Here is a 19815-nt window from a genome sequence, read left to right as displayed (position 1 = left end):
CGACTCACTCATAACGTAACGCCTCCGCAGGCTGGGTGCGCGCGGCACGCCAGGCAGGATACAGGGTGGCGAGGAAACTCAGGACCAACGCGGCGCCGCAGACCATCAACACGTCATCGGACTGCAACTGCGACGGCAGGTAGTCGATGAAGTACACGTCGGCGTTGAGAAACTTGTGCCCGATCAGGCCTTCGAGGGCGGCGATCGCGGCGCTGACATTCAGTGCGGCGAACATCCCGACCAGGGCGCCGACGAACGTGCCGATCACGCCGATGACGGTGCCTTGGACCATGAAGATCCGCATGATCTGCCCCGGCGTGGCGCCGAGGGTGCGCAGGATGGCGATGTCGCCCTTCTTGTCGTTCACCACCATCACCAGCGTGGAGATGATGTTGAACGCCGCCACGGCGACGATCAGCAACAGCAACAGGCCGATCATGGCTTTTTCCATGCGGATCGCCTGGTACAGGTTGCCATGGGTGCGGGTCCAGTCCCGGGCGTAGTAACGGTCTTCGCCAAGTTGCTGGGCGAGGGTCCAGGCCACACGGGGGGCCTGGAACAGATCGTCGAACTTCAACCGCAGGCCCTGGACCTGATCCGGTTTCCAGCGATGCAGGCGGGCCAGGTCCTGGAGGTTGGTGACACCCAGGTAACCGTCCAGCTCGCCGGCCCCGACGTGGAAAATGCCGACCACGGTGAAGCGCTTCATGCGCGGGAACATGCCACCCGGGGTCACGGTGACCTCCGGGGCGACGAACGTCAGCTTGTCGCCGATGGCCACGCCGAGCTTGGCCGCGGCCTTGTCGCCGATGACGATGCCGAAGCTGCCTGGCGACAGGTCGTCGAGTTTGCCCTGCTGCATGAAGTTATCGATGATCGATACCTGCCGCTCGAGCCCGGGGTCGATGCCGTTGAGCAATACCTTGGACACCTTGCCCTCATGGGTCAGCAACCCCTGCATCTGGGTGAACGGCGCCACGGCCAGCACCTGCGGGTTCTGCTTGACCTTGGCGGCCAGGCTCGGCCAATCGCTGATGGCTTCGCCGGTCTCGAGGGTCGCGTGGGGCACCATGCCCAGCACGCGGGTACGCATTTCATGGTCGAAGCCGTTCATCACCGAGAGCACGACGATCATCACGACCACGCCTAGGGCCAGTCCGATGATGGACGTCAGGGAAATGAACGATACGAAATGATTGCGACGCTTTGCACGGGTATAACGCGTGCCGATGAATACGAAGAGAGGTCTGAACATGTCGGGGCTTGTTCGGAGGGAAAAGGAACGTCCTTGTGGCGGGGGTCACAAACCAGCTTTACACTCAGACCACCGCCGCTACCATGGGTTCGCCATGTCGACATTAGATGAAGAAGATCGCCGCGAATACTACCGTATCGAGGACATGATCGCACTGGAAATTCGGCCCCTGTCCATTCCTGAAGCTGCTGGCCAGGAAGTGTTGCAGGATGCTTCTCCATTGTTCAATCTGCTCAGCGAACTGCACCTGAGCGAATTCGAATCCCAGCACCTGCTGCGCCAGATCAGCGAGCGCGAACGCAGCATCGCGGCGTACCTCAAGGCAATGAACAAACGCATCGACCTGCTCAGCCAGGTCATTGCCCTGACGGTGCTCGGCGAAATCGGCGAACCGCAGCCGGTGATCATTTCCGAAGGCGGCGTCGACTTCCAGTCCCCCACGCCGATCACCGTCGGCACCCACCTGTCGATCAAGCTGGTGCTGATGCCCCAGGCCCTCGGCCTGTTGCTGAGGGCGCGGGTCACCCACTGCGACCCCAAGGGCGACGGCTACGACGTGGGCACCGAGTTCGAGCGTCCGACCGACGCCCAACGCCAGTTGCTGGCGCGCTACATCCTGCAGAAACAGGCGCAAGAACGCCGCCTGGCCCGAGAACTGAACGAATCAGGTATCAATAAGGAAGAACCGTGACCCTCATATATGGCCACCGCGGCGCCAAGGGCGAAGCGCCGGAAAATACCCTGACCGGTTTTCAGGAGTGTCTCAAGCACGGTGTACGCCGTTGCGAGCTGGACCTGCATCTTTCGATGGACGGCGAGTTGATGGTGATCCACGACCCGACCCTCAAGCGCACCACGGACCGGCGCGGCAAGGTGGTGGAACATTCCGCCGCCGAGCTGGTGACCTACGATGCGCGCAAGGGCGGTCCGGGATGGATCAAGCCGTGCCCGATTCCACGCCTGGAAGAGCTATTCGAAAAATGTGATTTCGAGCACTGGCAACTGGAGGTCAAGAGCGCCTCGCGCACCCGCGCGGCGGCCACGGTGCTGGGGATCCGCGAGATGGCCCAGCGCTTCGGGCTGCTGGACAAGGTCACCATCACCTCCAGCTCCCGGGAAGTGCTCAAGGCGGCCCTGGACCTGACCCCGGACATCTCCCGCGGGCTGGTGGCCGAATACGCCTGGCTCGACCCGTTGAAGGTCGCCCAGAGTTATGGCTGCGAGATTCTGGCGCTGAACTGGACCCTGTGCACGCCGGAACGCCTGGTCAAGGCGCAGCGCCAGGGGCTGCATGTGTCGGTGTGGACCGTCAACGAGCCAGCGCTGATGCGCAGGCTCGCCGACTTTGGCGCTGACAGCCTGATTACAGACTTTCCCGGTTTGGCCACTGCCACCCTTGAGAATTGCTGAAATCGGTCTCCCCGGCCGGCTCAGGCCACCGGCCGGAGCCGCTCAAAAAAGCCGGTTGAGCCCGTCATAGGCGGCTACCCGATAGGCTTCGGCCATGGTCGGGTAGTTGAACGTGGTATTGACGAAGTACTTCAACGTGTTCAGTTCGCCCGGCTGGTTCATGATCGCCTGGCCGATGTGCACGATCTCCGACGCCTGGTAGCCGAAGCAGTGCACGCCCAGCACTTCCAGGGTCTCGCGGTGGAACAGGATCTTCAGCATGCCTTGCGGCTCGCCGGCGATCTGCGCACGCGCCATGCTCTTGAAGAACGCCTTGCCCACTTCGTACGGCACCTTGGCCTGGGTCAGCTCCTGCTCGTTCTTGCCGATCGAGCTGATCTCCGGAATGGTGTAGATTCCGGTCGGCACGTCGTTGACGAAGCGCCAGCTGCCGTTGTCGACAATGCTGCCGGCGGCCGAACGACCCTGGTCGTGGGCGGCACTGGCCAGGCTCGGCCAGCCGATCACGTCGCCGGCACCGTAGATGTTCGGCACGCAGGTACGGTAGTTCTCGTCCACTTCGATCTGGCCGCGGCTGTTGACCTTCACGCCGATGTTTTCCAGGCCCAGGGTGTCGGTGTTGCCGGTACGGCCGTTGCACCAGAGCAAGGCGTCGGCCTTGATCTTCTTGCCAGACTTGAGGTGCAGGATCACGCCATTGTCGACACCTTCGACGCGGTCGTAGTCTTCGTTGTGGCGCACGGTGATGTTGTTGTTGCTGAAGTGATAGCTCAAGGCCTGGGAGATTTCCGAATCCAGGAAGCTCAGCAACTGGCCACGGTTATCCACCAGCTCCACCAGCACGCCCAGGCCGCTGAAGATCGAGGCGTATTCGCAACCGATCACCCCAGCGCCGTAGACAATGAGCTTACGCGGGGTGTGACCCAGGCTCAGGATGGTGTCGCTGTCGTAGATGCGCGCGTGGTTGAAATCGATGTCGGCCGGGCGATACGGGCGCGAGCCGGTGGCGATGATGATGTGCTTGGCCACCAGCTTCTCGACCACGCCATTGCCACAAACCACTTCAACGGTCTGCTCGTCGGCAAAGCTGCCGGTGCCGAAGAACACGTCGACACGGTTGCGGGCGTAGTAGCCGGTGCGCGAGGCCACTTGCTTGGAGATGACCTTCTCGGCGCTCTTGAGTACGTCCGGGAAGGAGAACCAGCGCGGCTCGCCGATGGCCCGGAACATCGGGTTGGTGTTGAACTGCATGATCTGCCGGACCGAGTGACGCAAGGCCTTGGACGGGATGGTGCCCAAGTGGGTGCAGTTGCCGCCGACCTGCCGACGGCTGTCGACCATCGCCACCTTGCGCCCTGCCTTGGCCGCGTTCATTGCCGCGCCCTCCCCCGCCGGGCCGGAACCCAGTACCACCACGTCGTAGTTGTAGACAGCCATGCGTACTCCTCAGAACAGGCCGCGACACCACACTTGGCACCGACGGCTAAATCATGCCGGCCTGCGGCATGAAGGAACAATTTGGGGCCGGTTCACGAGCCCGGCCACAGTCTATAGAAGCGTCAACGCCGCGCACATTACCCCTTGGTCGCGTCGTAGGCTAGTTTTGCCTGCGCTATTTCGCCACAGGTACGCTTTCATTGCGCTGTCATCATTGGGTTTTTCCGCTGCTGATCCGTTCAAACGTGTCGTTGGTACGGGTGACAAAACGATTGCCATCGCGCATCACGAAAAATACCCCGATGCCATGTTTTTCGGCATAGTCCCAACCCCGTTCAGGGCCGAGAATCAGCAACAGCGTCGATAGTCCATCGGCCATCAACGCCGAAGGATGAATCACCGTGACTGACGCCAGGTTATGTAGGACTGGCGCACCGACGCGCGCATCGAAGGTGTGGGAATAACGCGTCCCCTCCTGCTCGAAATACCGTCGGTAATCACCGGAGGTCGAAACCCCGTAGCCATTGACCTCGATGACACGCTCGGCTATTTGCCGGTCGTCCCGCGGCGCTTCCAAGGCAATGCGCCAGGCCGAACCGTCGGGTTTGCGCCCGGCAGCCTTGAGTTCACCCGTAGCTTCGGCCAGGTAACTGTCGATGCCCATGGCCTGGAGCCTGGCGGCGATCCGGTCGACCGCATAGCCCGCGGCGATGCTGTTGAAATCGACTTTCACCGCCGCGTCCTTGCACAACCGATCGCCGTCGATGCGCAAATGCCCATGCCCGACGTGCTGGCGCACCTGGGCCAAGGCTTCTGCGCTCGGCACTTGCTCTTCTCGGGATTGAGGGCCAAAGCCCCACAGGTTCAACAGCGGCTCCACCGTCAGGTCGAACGAACCGTCGCTTTGGGCGGATAACTGCTCGCCCACCCGGATCAACTCGAGGACCGGTCCCGGCATGACTTGGCAATGATTGGCCGGCAATGCATTGAAACGCTCGATGTCCGAGTCGCTGCGATAGGTCGAGAATTGCCGATCCACTTCGGCCAGGATGTTTTCCACCTCGGCCTGCACCGCTTTCGGACCGGCCCCGGCGGAATGCCTGACGTACTGGATGGAATAATGACTGCCCATGGTCGGGCCGTCGAAGCGCTCCAGGGTGTCGCCGCTACCGCAACCGGACAACGCGCCGGCCAGCACCACAAGCCCCACCCATCGTCCAGTTAACAAATCTTCATCCTCCCTCAAAACCGCGACGGCCATTATGGGCTTCAGCGCTAGTCAGTCCAGCTGCAAATCCTGTGGGAGCGGGCTTGCTCGCGAAAGCGGTCGGGCAGGCAGCATCTGTGTTGAATGTTCCGGCCTCTTCGCGAGCAAGCCCGCTCCCACAGGAGATACAACCTCCATACAAGATTTGCCAGAGTGAGTACCTACCCATGTCGTCCAACACGAGCAATGGCAAGGCGATTTTTCGCGTTGTCAGCGGCAACTTCCTGGAGATGTTCGACTTCATGGTCTACGGCTTCTATGCCACGGCCATCGCCAAGACGTTCTTCCCCGCCGACAGTGCATTCGCCTCGCTGATGCTGTCCCTGGCCACATTCGGTGCCGGGTTCCTGATGCGCCCCCTGGGGGCGATTTTCCTCGGTGCCTACATCGACCGCCACGGCCGCCGCAAAGGCTTGATCATCACACTGGTGCTGATGGCGATGGGCACCATACTGATCGCCTGCGTGCCGGGCTACGCCGTCCTCGGCGTAACAGCCCCGTTGCTGGTGCTGCTGGGCCGCCTGCTGCAAGGTTTCTCCGCGGGCGTGGAACTCGGTGGCGTTTCGGTTTACCTGGCGGAAATCTCCACACCGGGGCGCAAAGGATTCTTTGTCAGTTGGCAATCCGCCAGCCAACAGGCGGCCGTGGTGTTTGCCGGCCTGCTGGGGGTTGGCCTCAATCACTGGCTCAGCCCTCAGGAAATGGGAGACTGGGGCTGGCGCGTACCGTTCCTGGTGGGTTGCATGATTGTCCCGGCGATCTTCATGATCCGCCGTTCGCTGGAAGAAACACCTGAGTTCCAAGCAAGAAAACATCGTCCCAATCTGTCGGAAATTGTCCGTTCCATCGGTCAGAACTTCGGGGTTGTCTTGGCCGGCATGGCGCTGGTAGTGATGACCACCGTGTCGTTCTACCTGATCACCGCCTACACACCGACATTCGGCAAGGCCGAATTGAACCTGTCGGACCTGGACGCGCTGCTGGTCACGGTGTGCATCGGCTTGTCGAATTTCTTCTGGCTGCCGGTAATGGGAGCGTTCTCCGACAGGATCGGACGCAAACCCCTGCTGCTCGGCGCGACTGTCCTGGCGATCCTGACGGCGTATCCGGCGCTGTCGTGGCTGGTGGCGAACCCAAGCTTCAGCCATCTGCTGATCGTCGAACTGTGGCTGTCGTTCCTGTATGGATCCTACAACGGCGCAATGGTCGTCGCCTTGACGGAAATCATGCCGATCGAGGTGCGCACCACTGGTTTTTCCCTGGCCTACAGCCTGGCGACAGCAACGTTCGGCGGGTTTACGCCGGCGGCTTGTACTTATCTGATCCATGTATTGGATAACAAGGCTGCACCGGGGATATGGCTCAGTGGGGCGGCGGTGCTGGGGTTGATTGCGACCCTGGTGTTGTTCAAGGGCAATCGGCATGAACTGCGGACTGCGCAGGCCTCTGTAGCGGGTGGTGCCTGATAGATCGCTATCGCGAGCAAGCTCGCTCCCACAGGTGACCGAGTTGTTGCCAATGCATAGGGTCCAATGTGGGAGCGAGCTTGCTCGCGATGAGGCCAGCCCAGACACCACAAACCCCGGACAAAAAAAACGCCCCGACAAGTCGGGGCGTTTTCACAAGCGGCTAAGGCTTAGCGCGGGAACGCTGGCGGGTTCACACCGGCCATGTCTTCCATCACGCGAACCACCTGGCAGCTGTAACCGAATTCGTTGTCGTACCAGACGTACAGAACAACGCGGTTGTCTTGGCTGATAGTGGCTTCAGCATCCACGACACCGGCGTGGCGCGAGCCGACGAAGTCGGTGGACACCACTTCCTGGGAATTGACGAAGTCGATCTGCTTGTGCAGCTCGGAGTGCAGCGCCATGTAGCGCAGGTACTCGTTCATCTCTTCACGGGTGGCGGCTTTCTCAAGGTTCAGGTTGAGAATGGCCATCGACACGTTCGGTGTCGGCACGCGGATCGCATTGCCGGTCAGCTTGCCGGCCAGCTCAGGCAGGGCCTTGGCGGCGGCGGTGGCGGCACCGGTCTCGGTGATGACCATGTTCAGCGCGGCACTGCGGCCACGGCGATCGCCCTTGTGGAAGTTGTCGATCAGGTTCTGGTCGTTGGTGTACGAGTGAACCGTTTCGACGTGACCGTTGACGATGCCGAACTTGTCGTTCACTGCCTTGAGCACCGGCACGATGGCGTTGGTGGTGCAAGAGGCGGCGGAGACGATCTTGTCGTCAGCGGTGATTTCGCCGTGGTTGATACCGTGAACGATGTTCTTCAGCTTGCCCTTGCCAGGCGCGGTCAGGACAACGCGGTCGACACCCGGGCAGGCCAGGTGCTGGCCCAGGCCGTCGGCGTCACGCCATACACCGGTGTTGTCCACCAGCAGCGCATCCTTGATACCGTACTGGGTGTAGTCCACCTCGGTCGGGTTCTTCGCGTAGATCACCTGGATCAGGTTGCCGTTGGCCGTGATGGTGTTGTTTTCTTCGTCAATGGTGATGGTGCCGTTGAACGAACCATGGACCGAGTCACGGCGCAGCAGGCTGGCACGCTTGGTCAGGTCGTTCTCGGCACCCTTGCGCACCACGATGGCCCGCAGGCGCAGGCCGTCGCCGCCCCCGGTTTTTTCGATCAGGATGCGCGCCAGCAGACGGCCGATACGACCGAAGCCGTACAGGACCACGTCAGTGCCTTTACGAGCCGAAACGTTTTGCTGGCCAACCACATCGGCCATCTCTTCACGCACGAACTGCTCGGCGCTGCGGCCATTGCCTTCGTTGCGGAACTTGAACGCCAGCTTGCCCAGGTCCACCGAAGCCGCGCCGAGCTTGAGCTCGCTCATGGCTTTGAGCAGAGGGAATGTTTCGTGGACGGAGAGTTCGCTGTCGTCGGAGGAACGGTGGCGAGCAAAGCGGTGGGCTTTGAGGATCGCGATGACAGACTGGTTGATCAGGCTGCGGCCATAGATCGAGCTCACCACGTTGTTATTGCGGTAGAGCTGACCGATGAGAGGGATCATCGCTTCGGCGAGCGCTTCACGATCAATCCATTCACCAAGACACTGGTCGGGCTTCTGAGTCACGGTAACCTTCCACATGTAGGGGCTGAAAAAAGGGGCTACATTATGCCGCCGAGTCCTCGGCGGAGCAATGCGCGCCCGTCGCGCCGTGGTTTTCCTGCCTGCCCGGGTAGTCTGCGACTGACAGCAGCCCCCTTCCCCCGCTACAATTGTCGACTTTGTCGCAATGCTGGAGCTCAATCTTCCGTGCCCGTTCTGCGTCTTCCGCTTCTCCCTGCCGCTGCAGGTAAACAGCACTGGGGCAACCTGCCCGGTGCCGCCCTGAGCCTGGCTATCGCCGAGGCTGCCAGCGCTGCAAAGCGTTTCACCCTGCTGCTGACCGCCGACAGCCAAAGCGCCGAACGGCTGGAACAGGAGCTGAGTTTCTTCGCGCCGGATTTGCCGGTCCTGCATTTCCCGGACTGGGAAACCCTGCCCTACGATCTGTTTTCACCCCACCAGGACATCATTTCCCAGCGAATCGCCAGCCTTTATCGGTTGCCGGAGCTCAGTCATGGCGTTTTGGTAGTGCCGATCACCACGGCCCTACATCGGCTGGCACCGACCCAATTCCTGCTCGGCAGCAGCCTGGTGCTGGACATCGGCCAGAAGCTCGATGTCGAACAAATGCGCACCCGCCTCGAGGCCAGTGGCTATCGTTGCGTCGACACGGTGTACGAGCACGGCGAGTTCGCGGTGCGCGGTGCCTTGATCGACCTGTTCCCGATGGGCAGCAAACTGCCGTATCGCATCGACCTGTTCGATGACGAAATCGAGACCCTGCGCACCTTCGATCCCGAAAACCAGCGTTCCATCGACAAAGTGCAGTCGATCCGCCTGTTGCCGGCCAAGGAATTCCCGCTGCAGAAAGACGCCGTGACCCGCTTCAAGGCGCGCTTTCGCGAGCGCTTCGATGTGGATTTCCGACGCTGCCCGATCTTCCAGGACCTGAGCAGTGGGATCACGCCCGCCGGCATCGAGTACTACCTGCCGCTGTTTTTCGAAGAAACCTCCACCCTGTTCGATTACCTGCCCCAGGACACCCAGGTGTTTTCCCTGCCGGGCATCGAGCAAGCAGCGGAAAACTTCTGGAACGACGTGCGCAACCGTTACGAAGAGCGTCGCGTCGATCCTTCCCGACCCTTGTTGCCGCCGGCCGAGCTGTTCCTGCCGGTGGAAGACTGCTTTGCCCGCCTCAAGAGCTGGCCGCGCGTGGTGGCGAGCCAGCAGGATGTGGAAACCGGCGTCGGCCGTGAGCGTTTCCCGGCCAAGGCGTTGCCGGACCTGGCCATCGAAGCCAAGGCCACGCAGCCATTGTCAGCGCTGGCGGGTTTTCTCGACGCATTCCCCGGTCGCGTCTTGTTCACCGCCGAATCCGCGGGTCGTCGCGAAGTCCTGTTGGAATTGCTCGAACGCCTGAAGCTGCGACCGAAAACGGTGGACAGCTGGCCGGACTTCGTCGCCAGCAAGGATCGCCTGGCGATCACCATCGCACCACTGAACGACGGCCTGGTCCTGGATGACCCGGCCCTGGCGCTGGTGGCCGAAAGTCCTTTGTTCGGCCAGCGCGTCATGCAGCGCCGCCGTCGCGAGAAACGCGCCGACGCCGCCAACGATGCCGTCATCAAGAACCTCACCGAGTTGCGTGAGGGCGCGCCCGTGGTGCACATCGACCACGGTGTGGGCCGTTACCTGGGCCTGGCGACACTGGAAATCGACAACCAGGCCGCCGAGTTCCTGACCCTGGAATACGCCGAGGGCGCCAAGCTCTATGTACCAGTGGCGAACCTGCACCTGATCGCCCGCTACACCGGCAGCGACGACGCCCTGGCCCCGCTGCATCGCCTGGGTTCGGAAACCTGGCAGAAAGCCAAGCGCAAGGCGGCCGAACAGGTGCGCGACGTGGCCGCCGAACTGCTGGACATCTACGCCCGTCGCGCGGCCCGCGAGGGCTACGCCTTCGCCGACCCGAAAGCCGACTACGAAACCTTCAGTGCCGGCTTCCCGTTCGAAGAAACCGTCGACCAGCAGACCACCATCGAAGCCGTGCGCGCCGACATGCTCGCGCCCAAGCCCATGGACCGACTGGTGTGTGGCGACGTGGGTTTCGGCAAGACCGAGGTGGCGATGCGCGCCGCGTTCATTGCCGTGCACGGTGGCAAGCAGGTGGCGATCCTGGTCCCGACCACCCTGCTCGCCCAGCAGCACTACAACAGTTTCCGCGACCGCTTCGCCGACTGGCCGGTGACCGTGGAAGTGATGAGCCGTTTCAAATCCACCAAGGAAGTGAACGCCGCCGTGGCTGACCTGGCCGAGGGCAAGATCGACATCGTCATCGGCACGCACAAACTGCTGCAGGACGATGTGAAGTTCAAGAGCCTGGGGCTGGTGATCATCGACGAAGAGCACCGTTTTGGCGTGCGCCAGAAAGAACAGCTCAAGGCCCTGCGCAGCGAAGTCGACATCCTCACCCTGACCGCCACGCCGATCCCGCGCACGCTGAACATGGCGGTGTCGGGCATGCGCGACCTGTCGATCATCGCCACGCCGCCGGCCCGGCGCCTGTCGGTGCGCACCTTCGTCATGGAGCAGAACAAAAGCACGGTGAAAGAAGCCCTGCTGCGCGAGCTGCTGCGTGGCGGCCAGGTCTATTACCTGCACAACGACGTGAAGACCATCGAGAAATGCGCCGCCGACCTTGCCGAACTGGTGCCGGAAGCGCGCATCGGCATCGGTCACGGACAGATGCGAGAACGCGAACTCGAACAAGTGATGAGCGACTTCTACCACAAGCGCTTCAACGTGCTGATCGCCTCGACCATCATCGAGACCGGCATCGACGTGCCGAGCGCCAACACCATCATCATCGAGCGCGCCGACAAATTCGGCCTGGCCCAACTGCACCAGTTGCGCGGCCGGGTCGGTCGTAGCCACCACCAGGCCTATGCCTACCTGTTGACGCCACCGCGCCAGCAGATCACCCCGGACGCGGAAAAGCGCCTGGAAGCCATCGCCAACACCCAGGACCTGGGTGCCGGTTTCGTCCTGGCCACCAACGACCTGGAAATCCGTGGCGCCGGCGAGTTGCTCGGCGACGGCCAGAGCGGCCAGATCCAGGCCGTCGGCTTCACCTTGTACATGGAAATGCTCGAACGCGCGGTCAAGTCGATCCGCAAGGGCGAACAGCCGAACCTCGACCAACCCTTGGGCGGCGGGCCCGAAATCAACCTGCGGGTACCGGCACTGATTCCGGAAGACTACCTGCCGGACGTCCACGCACGGCTGATTCTCTACAAACGCATCGCCTCGGCCAGCGACGAGGAAGGCCTCAAGGACCTGCAAGTGGAGATGATCGACCGCTTCGGCCTGCTGCCGGAACCGACCAAGAACCTGGTGCGCACGACACTGCTCAAGCTCAAGGCCGAGCAATTGGGCATCAAGAAAGTCGACGGCGGCCCCAACGGCGGCCGGATCGAGTTCGAGGCGCAGACGCCGGTCGACCCACTGGTGCTGATCAAGTTGATCCAGGGCCAGCCCAAACGCTACAAGTTCGAAGGTGCCACGATGTTCAAATTCATGGTGCCCATGGAACGCGCGGAAGAGCGTTTCAATACCGTAGAGGCGCTGTTCGAGCGCCTCACTCCGACCACTGCTTGAAGGACGCCCCATGCGCCTGTTTCGCTCACTGACCTTGTTGTTGACCCTGGTCGCTCCCCTGGCGTTTGCCGACGACCTGTATCAGGTTGAAATGATTCTGGTACGCCAGAACGCCGAGCCGGCCATTATCAGCCGTGCCGCACCGGAAGACTGGGACGCCGGCGTACAACGCCTGGGCGCGGACAGCCAGCGTACGCCGGCCCTGGGCAACATCGTCGAGAAACTCAACGCCAGCGGCCAATACACGGTGTTGATGCACAAGGCCTGGCAGCAGACCCTGGGTGAACAGGGCCGCAAAGTCGCCATCAGCGACGGCGCCGAACAGTTCGGGCAATTCCCCATCGAGGGCACCCTGGAACTGAAGCTGGGCCGTTTCACCGACGTGGATGCCGATTTCTGGATCAACCAGATCGACGCCAATGGCCTGGTCACCGCCAGCGAGCGCCTTAAACAGCAGAGCCACACCAAGAATGGCCAGTTGAATTTTCTCGACAATGGCCACCTCGGCCTGTTGATCAAGATCACCTCGCTGACCGCGCCCGCGCCACGGCAGGCCCCTGACGTCATTCCGGACTGAATGGCGCGCCTATGCCCTCGCCCCTGAGCAAACCCCTGGCACCTTCCTGGGTCAATCGATTCAAGGAACAGAGCCTGGAGCGCGGGCGCCGTTATGCGCTGGAAAACCGCGTCAGGATCGTCGAGGCCGGCGACAGCACCATCACCGCCAGTTGCGAAGGCTCTGGCGGTAACGTCTACCGTCAGACCATTCGCCTTAAGGAGTCAGCCAAGGGCACACTGATTCTGCTCGAAGCCGCTTGCTCCTGCCCGGTGCGCATCAACTGCAAGCACTGCGCGGCAGTGTTGCTGCAAGTCCAGGAAACCCTGGCCTACCCGGCCGCCGAAAAAGACGCGCAATTGCTGGAGAAACTCCAGTCAGTGCTGGACAACCGCAGCCCCAAGGCGCCGCCCCAGGTGTTGGTGGACAACGTGCAACCGTTGCCGCGCCTGTGGCTGGCCAGTATCGAGTTCAGCGCCTTCGAGCCGCGCAACGGCAAGATGCAACGCTACATCCAGCACCGCGCAGCCCTGTCCTTCAGCTATCTGGACGAGTACGTCAGCGGCCAGCGCAACACCGATGTGTTGATTCGCCAGGAAACCCAGACGCTACGGATAAAACGCCACACCGATGTGGAACAGTCCTACCGTGAACAGCTGCGAATCCTCGGCTTCAAGGTGGCGACCCGACAAAGCAAGGCCCTGCCGGAAAGCGCTGGCGAACTGTACGAAATGGTCAACGACAGCGCTTGGCTGACCTTCACCCTCAATGACCTGCCGAAATTGCGCAGCCAAGGCTGGGAATTGCAGATCGACGAGGACTTCGGCTTCGACCTGACGGCGGTGGACGAATGGTACGCCACGGTCGAGGAAACGCCGGAGCGGGACTGGTTCGACCTGGAACTGGGGATCATCGTCAATGGCGAGCGGCTGAGCCTGCTGCCGATCCTGTTGAACCTGATGCGTTCGCACATTGAACTGTTCAACCCGGAACGCCTGGCCCGGCGCCGCGATGACGAGCTGATCCTGGTCAACTTGCCCAACCGCCCGAACTCCGAGTTCGGCCCGCAACAAGTGGCCCTGCCCTACGGTCGGCTGAAGCCGGTGCTAGCGACCTTGGGCGAGTTCTACCTGCAAGAGCCCGGCACCACCAAGCTGCGCCTCAACAGCGCGGACGCCTTGCGTCTCAACCCGCTGCAGGACATGCCGTTGACCTGGGAAGGCGGCGAACACATTCGCGGCCTGGCCCAACGCCTGCGGGATATCAAGGACTACACCGCCACCGCGCCAAAGGGCCTGAACGCGACACTGCGGCCTTATCAACTCGAAGGCTTGAGCTGGATGCAATCGCTGCGACAGCTGGAAGTCGGCGGCATCCTTGCGGACGACATGGGCCTGGGCAAGACCCTACAAACCCTGGCGCATATTCTCAGCGAAAAAAACGCTGGGCGCCTGGATCGGCCGTGCATGGTGGTCATGCCCACCAGCCTGATTCCCAACTGGCTCGACGAAGCGTCCCACTTCACGCCTCAGCTCAGGGTGTTGGCCTTGTATGGCGCGGGGCGCAAAAAGCATTTCGAACGGCTGGACGAATACGACCTGATCCTCACCACCTACGCCCTGCTGCCCAAGGATGTCGAGCGCCTGGCCGCGCAGCCGTTGCACGTACTGATCCTCGATGAAGCCCAGTACATCAAGAACCCCACCAGCAAAGCTGCCCAGGCCGCCCGCGAGCTCAACGCCCGCCAGCGGCTGTGCCTGTCCGGCACCCCGCTGGAAAATCACCTGGGGGAATTGTGGTCGCTGTTTCACTTCCTGTTGCCGGGCTGGCTTGGGGACGTCAAGAGCTTCAACCGCGATTACCGTGTACCGATCGAAAAGCGCGGCAGCGATGTACGATTGCAACACCTCAACGGCCGGATAAAACCTTTCCTGCTGCGCAGGACCAAGGAGCAAGTGGCGACGGAGTTGCCGCCCAAGACCGAGATCATCCATTGGGTCGAACTCAGCGACGCCCAGCGGGACGTCTACGAAACCATGCGCCTGGCGATGGACAAGAAGGTCCGCGACGAGATCACACGCAAAGGCGTGGCCCGTAGCCAGATCATCATTCTTGAAGCGCTCCTCAAGCTACGCCAGGTGTGTTGCGACCTGCGCCTGATCAACGATGCCACCCTGCCCGTCCGAGGCAGCACCTCGGGCAAGCTCGACAGCCTGATGGAAATGCTCGAGGAGCTGTTTGAAGAAGGCCGCCGGGTACTGCTGTTTTCGCAGTTCACATCCATGTTGGCGCTGATTGAGGATGAGCTTAAGAAACGCGGTGTCGACTACGCCATCCTGACCGGCCAGACCCGGGACCGACGCACCCCCGTCAAGGAATTCCAGAGTGGCAAGCGTCAGATTTTCCTGATCAGCCTGAAGGCCGGAGGTGTAGGCCTGAACCTGACCGAGGCCGACACAGTGATTCACTACGACCCGTGGTGGAACCCGGCTACCGAAAACCAGGCGACCGACCGCGCCTATCGTATCGGCCAGGAAAAACCGGTATTCGTCTACAAGCTGATTGCCCGAGGCACGGTGGAAGAAAAGATCCAGCTACTGCAAAAGGAAAAATCCGACCTCGCCGCCGGCGTCCTGGATGGACGCGTGGCCGGCGACTGGAAGTTGCAGAGCGAGGATATCGAAGCATTGTTTGCGCCGCTGCCGGACAAACTGGAAAAGCGCTGACCCGCCAATCCTTGTGGGAGCCGAGCTTGCTCGCGATAGCGGTGGGTCAGTTGGCGCAGGTGTTGACTGTGCGGCCGTCATCGCGAGCAAACTCGCTCCCACAGGTGATCTTGGGTGTTCATGAGTCTTGTGTTCACCGCAGATTGACTGTGGGAGCGGGCTTGCTCGCGATGTTCAGAGCGCGTAGATGTTGCTCCCACCTTGCTTCGAGATAGCGACTTTCAAAAGACGCTAATCAACCAACTGGGCAGCCCTCAGCGCCCCGAGCGCCGCCAGCCAGCGAGGGTCCTGGCGGTATTCAGTGGAGGCGTAGGCCTGGCCGCGCATGCGGGCGATCCGCGCCGAAGGCGTGACCTTCAGGCGCTGGGCTGCGCTCAAGGCAAGCTCGGCGGCCGCGCGATCGTTGCACACCAGGCCCATGTCACAACCCGCTGTCAAAGCAGCCTCGATACGACTGGCGGCATCACCGACCACATGTGCACCGGCCATCGACAGGTCATCACTGAAGATCACGCCCTCGAATTGCAACTCGCCGCGCAGGATGTCCTGCAGCCAGCGGCGGGAGAACCCGGCTGGGTTGGCGTCAACCTGCGGGTAGATGACATGGGCCGGCATAACGGCGGCCAACTGCTTGCTCAGCCTGGCAAACGGTACCAGGTCGTTGGCGCGAATCTGCTCCAGGCTACGCTCATCGTTCGGAATCGCCACGTGGGAATCGGCCTCGGCCCAGCCATGCCCCGGGAAATGCTTGCCAGTGGCGGCCATCCCGGCGGCGCTCATGCCGCGGATGAAGGCACCGGCCAATAACGCAGCGCGCTCGGGGTCGCCTTCGAAGGAACGACTGCCGACGACGGCGCTGCGCTGGTAATCGAGGTCAAGCACCGGAGCAAAGCTCAAGTCGAGACCGACCGCCAGCACTTCAGTGGCCATGATCCAGCCGCATTGTTCGGCCAGGTATTCGGCGTTCGGGTTGTCGGCTATTGCCCGCATCGCCGGCAACCGCACAAAACCCTGGCGCAACCGCTGGACACGGCCACCTTCCTGATCCACCGCCAACAGCAGGTCGGGACGGATGGCACGGATCGACGCGCTCAATTCCCGCACCTGACGTGGGTGTTCGATGTTGCGGGCAAAAATGATCAGGCCACCCACTTCGGGCTGACGCAACAGGTGGCGATCTTCGGCCGTCAGCCAGGTACCGGCGACGTCCACCATCAACGAGCCTTGCAGGCCAGCAGTCATAGGATTTCCTTGAAAAAGATGAACCCGCGCGGCGACACACCCACGACAGCGTTGCCAGGAGCCAGGCCCGGCAGGTCGCGGTGACGCAATGGAGGATAAGACGGATTCGAAACGAGAGTCGGCATGGGCGGCTAGCTTAGCGGATGTAGGCCGGCTGCGCACACCCATGCTCTTACGCCTTGGCGAGCGCCGGGGCGGATTTGCTGCGCGGGCGCAATTGCGCGGCCGCCATGGCTTCATCGGTCACGCCGGTTTCGGCGCGCATGCCAGCCGCCAGGAACGGCACCATCAACCGCATCACCTGCTCGATGGAGGTGTTCACGCCGAAATCGGTTTCCGCGATAGCCCGCAGCGCCTTGATACCGGACATGCTGAACGCGGCGGCGCCAAGCATGAAGTGCACCCGCCAGAACAGCTCGATCGGCGGGATACGCGGCGCCGCCTCGTTGACCAGCAACATGTAGCGCCGGAAAACCTTGCCGTACATGTCTTCAAGATAACGCCGCAAGTGCCCCTGGCTCTGACTGAAGGCAAGGCCCAGCAGGCGCATGAAAATGGACAGGTCGTTACCGCTGCGCGGTTGCACGACAAGGGCTTGCTCGACCAGGATTTCCAGCAGCTCTTCCAGGGTCGGCTTGACGTCAGGTTTGGCCTGCCGACGCTCCAGCTCGCGATCGAGACTCAGGCAGAACGGCCCGAGGAACCGCGAGAAAACGGCCTGGATCAAGGCCTTTTTCGAACCGAAGTGATAGTTCACCGCTGCCAGGTTGACCCCGGCCTTGCTGGTGATCAGACGCAATGAGGTTTCGGCGAAACCTTTTTCCGCGAACAATTGCTCGGCAGCATCGAGAATGCGTTCAACGGTTTCCGACTGGGCCATGGTTACTCCGCCTGACAAACACTTGTTTGAAACATACGTTTCAGCCCAAAGGTTGTCAAGCCTGCCGGGGCGTTTTGCGAACGCCCGGTCATGTATTTAACCACACCTTTTCACAGGCGGTAGCCCTGCCCTCTCCAACAACCCGACCGACCGTCCAGCGCCTCTTGAAAAAAGGAGGATTGCCAAGCGCCGCCCACTGTATATAATCCCAGTCACTGTATAAAAAGACAGAGCGATCAATATGCTAAAGCTGACGCCACGCCAAGCAGAGATTCTGGCCTTCATCAAGCGCTGCCTCGAAGACAACGGCTACCCGCCGACCCGTGCGGAAATCGCCCAGGAACTGGGGTTCAAGTCACCCAACGCGGCTGAAGAACACCTCAAGGCGCTGGCCCGCAAGGGCGCGATCGAAATGACCCCGGGCGCATCCCGTGGCATTCGCATCCCCGGTTTCGAAGCCAAGGCCGACGAAACCACCCTGCCAATCATCGGCCGGGTTGCGGCAGGCGCACCGATCCTTGCCCAGCAGCACGTCGAGGAATCCTGCAACATCAACCCTTCCTTCTTTCATCCCCGGGCCGATTACCTGCTTCGCGTACACGGCATGAGCATGAAGGACATCGGTATCTTCGACGGCGACCTTTTGGCCGTCCACACCACCCGCGAAGCCCGCAATGGCCAGATCGTGGTGGCGCGAATCGGCGACGAGGTGACCGTCAAACGCTTCAAGCGCGACGGCAGCAAGGTCTGGCTCATTGCTGAGAACCCGGAGTTCGCGCCCATCGAAGTGAACCTGAAAGATCAGGACCTGGTCATCGAAGGCTTGAGTGTCGGCGTCATTCGCCGCTAAAGGAGGCTTTATGCAGTTCCCTCACACACCACAACACACACAACTTCCGCTGTTCGAGGCATTCATGGCCCAACCGCTGGTTCCAGTCCTGAAAGAGGTCATCGAGTCGCCCTGGGGCGTCGAGCCCGAGGCTTTCAGCGAACTGTCGTTACGTGGTGCGGCCGGAAACTGCCTGAACCTGCTGGCGCCGATTCTGCGAGAACTCAGCCAGGACCAGGATGCTCGCTGGCTGACGCTGATCGCACCACCGGCCAGCGTCACCCAGGCCTGGCTGCGGGATGCCGGCCTGAACCGCGAACGCATCCTGTTGTTGCAGCCGCGGGGCACCCAAAGCGCTCAACAGTTGACCTGCGAAGCCTTGCGCCTGGGCCGCAGCCACACCGTGGTCAGTTGGCTCAACCCGCTAACCGCGACTGCACGGCAACAGTTGATCAGCGCCGCCCGTACCGGGGACGCACAAAGCCTGAATATTCGATTGGGCTAAGACAAACGCGGGGCTTCTCCAAGGCAGAGAAGCCGGCCAGTCACATTATTCAGAAAAGCCGACAGACGGGATCAATGAAGAACCCGCGGCCCCTCTTCCTTGTTGAATTCGCCTTCAACCAGGCGACCTGCCATCTGAACACCCACGCTCAGCATCGCCTTGGCGACTTCGACGTGTTGGCCTTGAAGGAATACTTTGGCATCTTCGGAGAAGTTCAGGGTAACCAGAGAACCCTCGTCCTCAGCCCTGCGCAGCTCGATGCGGCCATCAGGAAGTTCGACAATTTCTAGAAAGGACGTAGGCATAAAAGTCTGTTCTCCACGAAAGGCGAGGATTATATAGTCATCGGCCAGGCTCCGCTCGGGATCTTGACCAAGCGTTATCAACGAACGTAACGGCCCGAGGGGAAACTCAGCACTCGTTCAAACCTTCACGAAAGCGTATCGCCAGGCTCTTGAGGTTCTGACGCCAGCTCTCCAGCTCTTCCCGGCTCAACTCCTGCTCGGGCTCTTGTTCGTCCAGATTAACCGCCATGATCAACGGCTGGGTCACGTCCCCCTTGGGCTTGCGTGGGGCCCGCGGCGGCTCGAACAGCGCCGCATGGGCCGCCAATAGCTTCGCCAGCCAGGTTTCCGGGTTATGCGCCAGCTCGACCATCTCGGCCAACTCCGGAATTGCAATGGTTTCCAACGCTTCGCGGGTCAACAACAGCTCGGCCCGAGGCGCATTCGCTTGTGGCAGGCGATAGAAACCGGCGATTTCATGGCACAACCCCAACAACGCACCGTACAGGTGAAACAGCGCAGATTCGCGCCCAGCCTGGAGCAGCGCCGGGGAATTCATCGCACGTCCGTCCTCGGCCCGGGTGAGCGCTTCGAGCGACAGACCGGCGAAATAGATTTTCTGATTGGTGCGAGTGTAGAGTTCGTGGGCCATGGCGGCATCTCCCCAACGAAATGAAAGCTTCACGCAAGTGCGACAGTGTCGTGG

General features: G+C 61.6%; 16 protein-coding genes. 8 read left to right on the top strand and 8 right to left on the bottom strand.

Translation table 11 applies throughout. The features are described 5' to 3' along the window. Positions 1 to 4: 4 nt before the first annotated feature. Positions 5 to 1255, bottom strand: a complete 1251-nt coding sequence (locus ACMTA2_RS10615; protein WP_413794798.1) for a lipoprotein-releasing ABC transporter permease subunit — start codon at positions 1253 to 1255, stop codon at positions 5 to 7. A gap of 94 nt (positions 1256 to 1349) precedes the next feature. On the opposite strand from ACMTA2_RS10615, the gene ACMTA2_RS10610 reads away from it, so the two are divergent. Together ACMTA2_RS10610 and ACMTA2_RS10605 are read left to right on the top strand one after the other, a co-directional pair. Beyond that, positions 1350 to 1946 carry a PilZ domain-containing protein gene (locus ACMTA2_RS10610; protein ID WP_413794797.1) on the top strand — a complete coding sequence of 199 codons (597 nt, stop codon included), beginning with the start codon at positions 1350 to 1352 and terminating at the stop codon, positions 1944 to 1946. After that, complete coding sequence (locus ACMTA2_RS10605) at positions 1943 to 2665, top strand: glycerophosphodiester phosphodiesterase (protein ID WP_413794796.1); 723 nt, start codon at positions 1943 to 1945, stop codon at positions 2663 to 2665. The genes ACMTA2_RS10610 and ACMTA2_RS10605 overlap by 4 nt, the downstream gene beginning before the upstream one ends. A gap of 42 nt (positions 2666 to 2707) precedes the next feature. On the opposite strand, the gene sthA is transcribed toward ACMTA2_RS10605, so the two are convergent. Both sthA and ACMTA2_RS10595 read right to left on the bottom strand, forming a co-directional pair. Next, positions 2708 to 4102 carry a Si-specific NAD(P)(+) transhydrogenase gene (gene sthA, locus ACMTA2_RS10600; protein WP_003183399.1) on the bottom strand — a complete coding sequence of 465 codons (1395 nt, stop codon included), beginning with the start codon at positions 4100 to 4102 and terminating at the stop codon, positions 2708 to 2710. 211 nt (positions 4103 to 4313) lie between these two features. Continuing rightward, positions 4314 to 5363 carry an FAD:protein FMN transferase gene (locus ACMTA2_RS10595; protein WP_413794795.1) on the bottom strand — a complete coding sequence of 350 codons (1050 nt, stop codon included), beginning with the start codon at positions 5361 to 5363 and terminating at the stop codon, positions 4314 to 4316. Positions 5364 to 5536: 173 nt separating this feature from the next. Here ACMTA2_RS10595 and ACMTA2_RS10590 point away from each other — a divergent pair, with 173 nt between their 5' ends. Next, positions 5537 to 6835 carry an MFS transporter gene (locus ACMTA2_RS10590; protein ID WP_413794794.1) on the top strand — a complete coding sequence of 433 codons (1299 nt, stop codon included), beginning with the start codon at positions 5537 to 5539 and terminating at the stop codon, positions 6833 to 6835. A gap of 170 nt (positions 6836 to 7005) precedes the next feature. Here ACMTA2_RS10590 and ACMTA2_RS10585 read toward each other — a convergent pair whose 3' ends face one another. Then, complete coding sequence (locus tag ACMTA2_RS10585) at positions 7006 to 8469, bottom strand: glyceraldehyde-3-phosphate dehydrogenase (protein WP_122567948.1); 1464 nt, start codon at positions 8467 to 8469, stop codon at positions 7006 to 7008. A gap of 168 nt (positions 8470 to 8637) precedes the next feature. On the opposite strand from ACMTA2_RS10585, the gene mfd reads away from it, so the two are divergent. The 3 genes from mfd to ACMTA2_RS10570 are packed head-to-tail and all read left to right on the top strand — an operon-like array spanning position 8638 to position 15369. Next, positions 8638 to 12087 (top strand): transcription-repair coupling factor, encoded by a 3450-nt coding sequence (mfd, locus tag ACMTA2_RS10580; protein ID WP_413794793.1) that lies wholly within the window; start codon positions 8638 to 8640, stop codon positions 12085 to 12087. A gap of 10 nt (positions 12088 to 12097) precedes the next feature. After that, positions 12098 to 12664 (top strand): CsiV family protein, encoded by a 567-nt coding sequence (locus ACMTA2_RS10575; protein ID WP_413794792.1) that lies wholly within the window; start codon positions 12098 to 12100, stop codon positions 12662 to 12664. Positions 12665 to 12675: 11 nt separating this feature from the next. Continuing rightward, positions 12676 to 15369, top strand: coding sequence for an SNF2-related protein (locus ACMTA2_RS10570; RefSeq protein WP_413794791.1), 2694 nt, complete (start codon positions 12676 to 12678; stop codon positions 15367 to 15369). Positions 15370 to 15600: 231 nt separating this feature from the next. Here the strand turns inward: ACMTA2_RS10570 and nagZ are convergent, their stop codons facing one another. Further along, entirely contained in the window at positions 15601 to 16599 is a 999-nt protein-coding gene (gene nagZ, locus ACMTA2_RS10565) for a beta-N-acetylhexosaminidase (RefSeq protein WP_413795629.1), read from the bottom strand. A 184-nt stretch (positions 16600 to 16783) separates the two neighbouring features. Then, positions 16784 to 17491: a TetR/AcrR family transcriptional regulator gene (locus ACMTA2_RS10560; RefSeq protein ID WP_063322182.1), complete on the bottom strand. Its 708-nt coding sequence runs from the start codon at positions 17489 to 17491 to the stop codon at positions 16784 to 16786. Between the two features lie 241 nt (positions 17492 to 17732). Between ACMTA2_RS10560 and lexA the strand changes: the two genes are divergently transcribed. Both lexA and sulA read left to right on the top strand, forming a co-directional pair. Further along, a complete protein-coding gene (lexA, locus tag ACMTA2_RS10555) occupies positions 17733 to 18341 on the top strand; it encodes a transcriptional repressor LexA (protein WP_003199651.1) in 609 nt (202 codons plus the stop codon). A 10-nt stretch (positions 18342 to 18351) separates the two neighbouring features. Beyond that, positions 18352 to 18825, top strand: coding sequence for an SOS-induced cell division inhibitor SulA (gene sulA, locus ACMTA2_RS10550; protein ID WP_003199648.1), 474 nt, complete (start codon positions 18352 to 18354; stop codon positions 18823 to 18825). Between the two features lie 71 nt (positions 18826 to 18896). On the opposite strand, the gene ACMTA2_RS10545 is transcribed toward sulA, so the two are convergent. Both ACMTA2_RS10545 and ACMTA2_RS10540 read right to left on the bottom strand, forming a co-directional pair. Next, positions 18897 to 19130 carry a hypothetical protein gene (locus ACMTA2_RS10545; RefSeq protein ID WP_003183419.1) on the bottom strand — a complete coding sequence of 78 codons (234 nt, stop codon included), beginning with the start codon at positions 19128 to 19130 and terminating at the stop codon, positions 18897 to 18899. A gap of 106 nt (positions 19131 to 19236) precedes the next feature. Continuing rightward, positions 19237 to 19761: a DUF6586 family protein gene (locus ACMTA2_RS10540; RefSeq protein ID WP_413794790.1), complete on the bottom strand. Its 525-nt coding sequence runs from the start codon at positions 19759 to 19761 to the stop codon at positions 19237 to 19239. Positions 19762 to 19815: the final 54 nt, after the last annotated feature.

It is taken from the genome of Pseudomonas medicaginis (assembly GCF_965119365.1).
Classification (GTDB): Bacteria; Pseudomonadota; Gammaproteobacteria; order Pseudomonadales; family Pseudomonadaceae; genus Aquipseudomonas.
The sequence above is the reverse complement of the archived record's forward strand: the minus strand, read 5'-3'. Positions and strand labels throughout refer to the sequence as shown.

Coding starts and splice junctions, on each gene's coding strand:
- ACMTA2_RS10615 (WP_413794798.1), bottom strand. CDS start 1,255: ATGTTCAGACCTCTCTTCGTATTCATCGGCACGCGTTATACCCGTGCA.
- ACMTA2_RS10610 (WP_413794797.1), top strand. CDS start 1,350: ATGTCGACATTAGATGAAGAAGATCGCCGCGAATACTACCGTATCGAG.
- sthA (WP_003183399.1), bottom strand. CDS start 4,102: ATGGCTGTCTACAACTACGACGTGGTGGTACTGGGTTCCGGCCCGGCG.
- ACMTA2_RS10595 (WP_413794795.1), bottom strand. CDS start 5,363: ATGGCCGTCGCGGTTTTGAGGGAGGATGAAGATTTGTTAACTGGACGA.
- ACMTA2_RS10590 (WP_413794794.1), top strand. CDS start 5,537: ATGTCGTCCAACACGAGCAATGGCAAGGCGATTTTTCGCGTTGTCAGC.
- ACMTA2_RS10585 (WP_122567948.1), bottom strand. CDS start 8,469: ATGTGGAAGGTTACCGTGACTCAGAAGCCCGACCAGTGTCTTGGTGAA.
- ACMTA2_RS10575 (WP_413794792.1), top strand. CDS start 12,098: ATGCGCCTGTTTCGCTCACTGACCTTGTTGTTGACCCTGGTCGCTCCC.
- ACMTA2_RS10570 (WP_413794791.1), top strand. CDS start 12,676: ATGCCCTCGCCCCTGAGCAAACCCCTGGCACCTTCCTGGGTCAATCGA.
- ACMTA2_RS10560 (WP_063322182.1), bottom strand. CDS start 17,491: ATGGCCCAGTCGGAAACCGTTGAACGCATTCTCGATGCTGCCGAGCAA.
- lexA (WP_003199651.1), top strand. CDS start 17,733: ATGCTAAAGCTGACGCCACGCCAAGCAGAGATTCTGGCCTTCATCAAG.
- sulA (WP_003199648.1), top strand. CDS start 18,352: ATGCAGTTCCCTCACACACCACAACACACACAACTTCCGCTGTTCGAG.
- ACMTA2_RS10545 (WP_003183419.1), bottom strand. CDS start 19,130: ATGCCTACGTCCTTTCTAGAAATTGTCGAACTTCCTGATGGCCGCATC.
- ACMTA2_RS10540 (WP_413794790.1), bottom strand. CDS start 19,761: ATGGCCCACGAACTCTACACTCGCACCAATCAGAAAATCTATTTCGCC.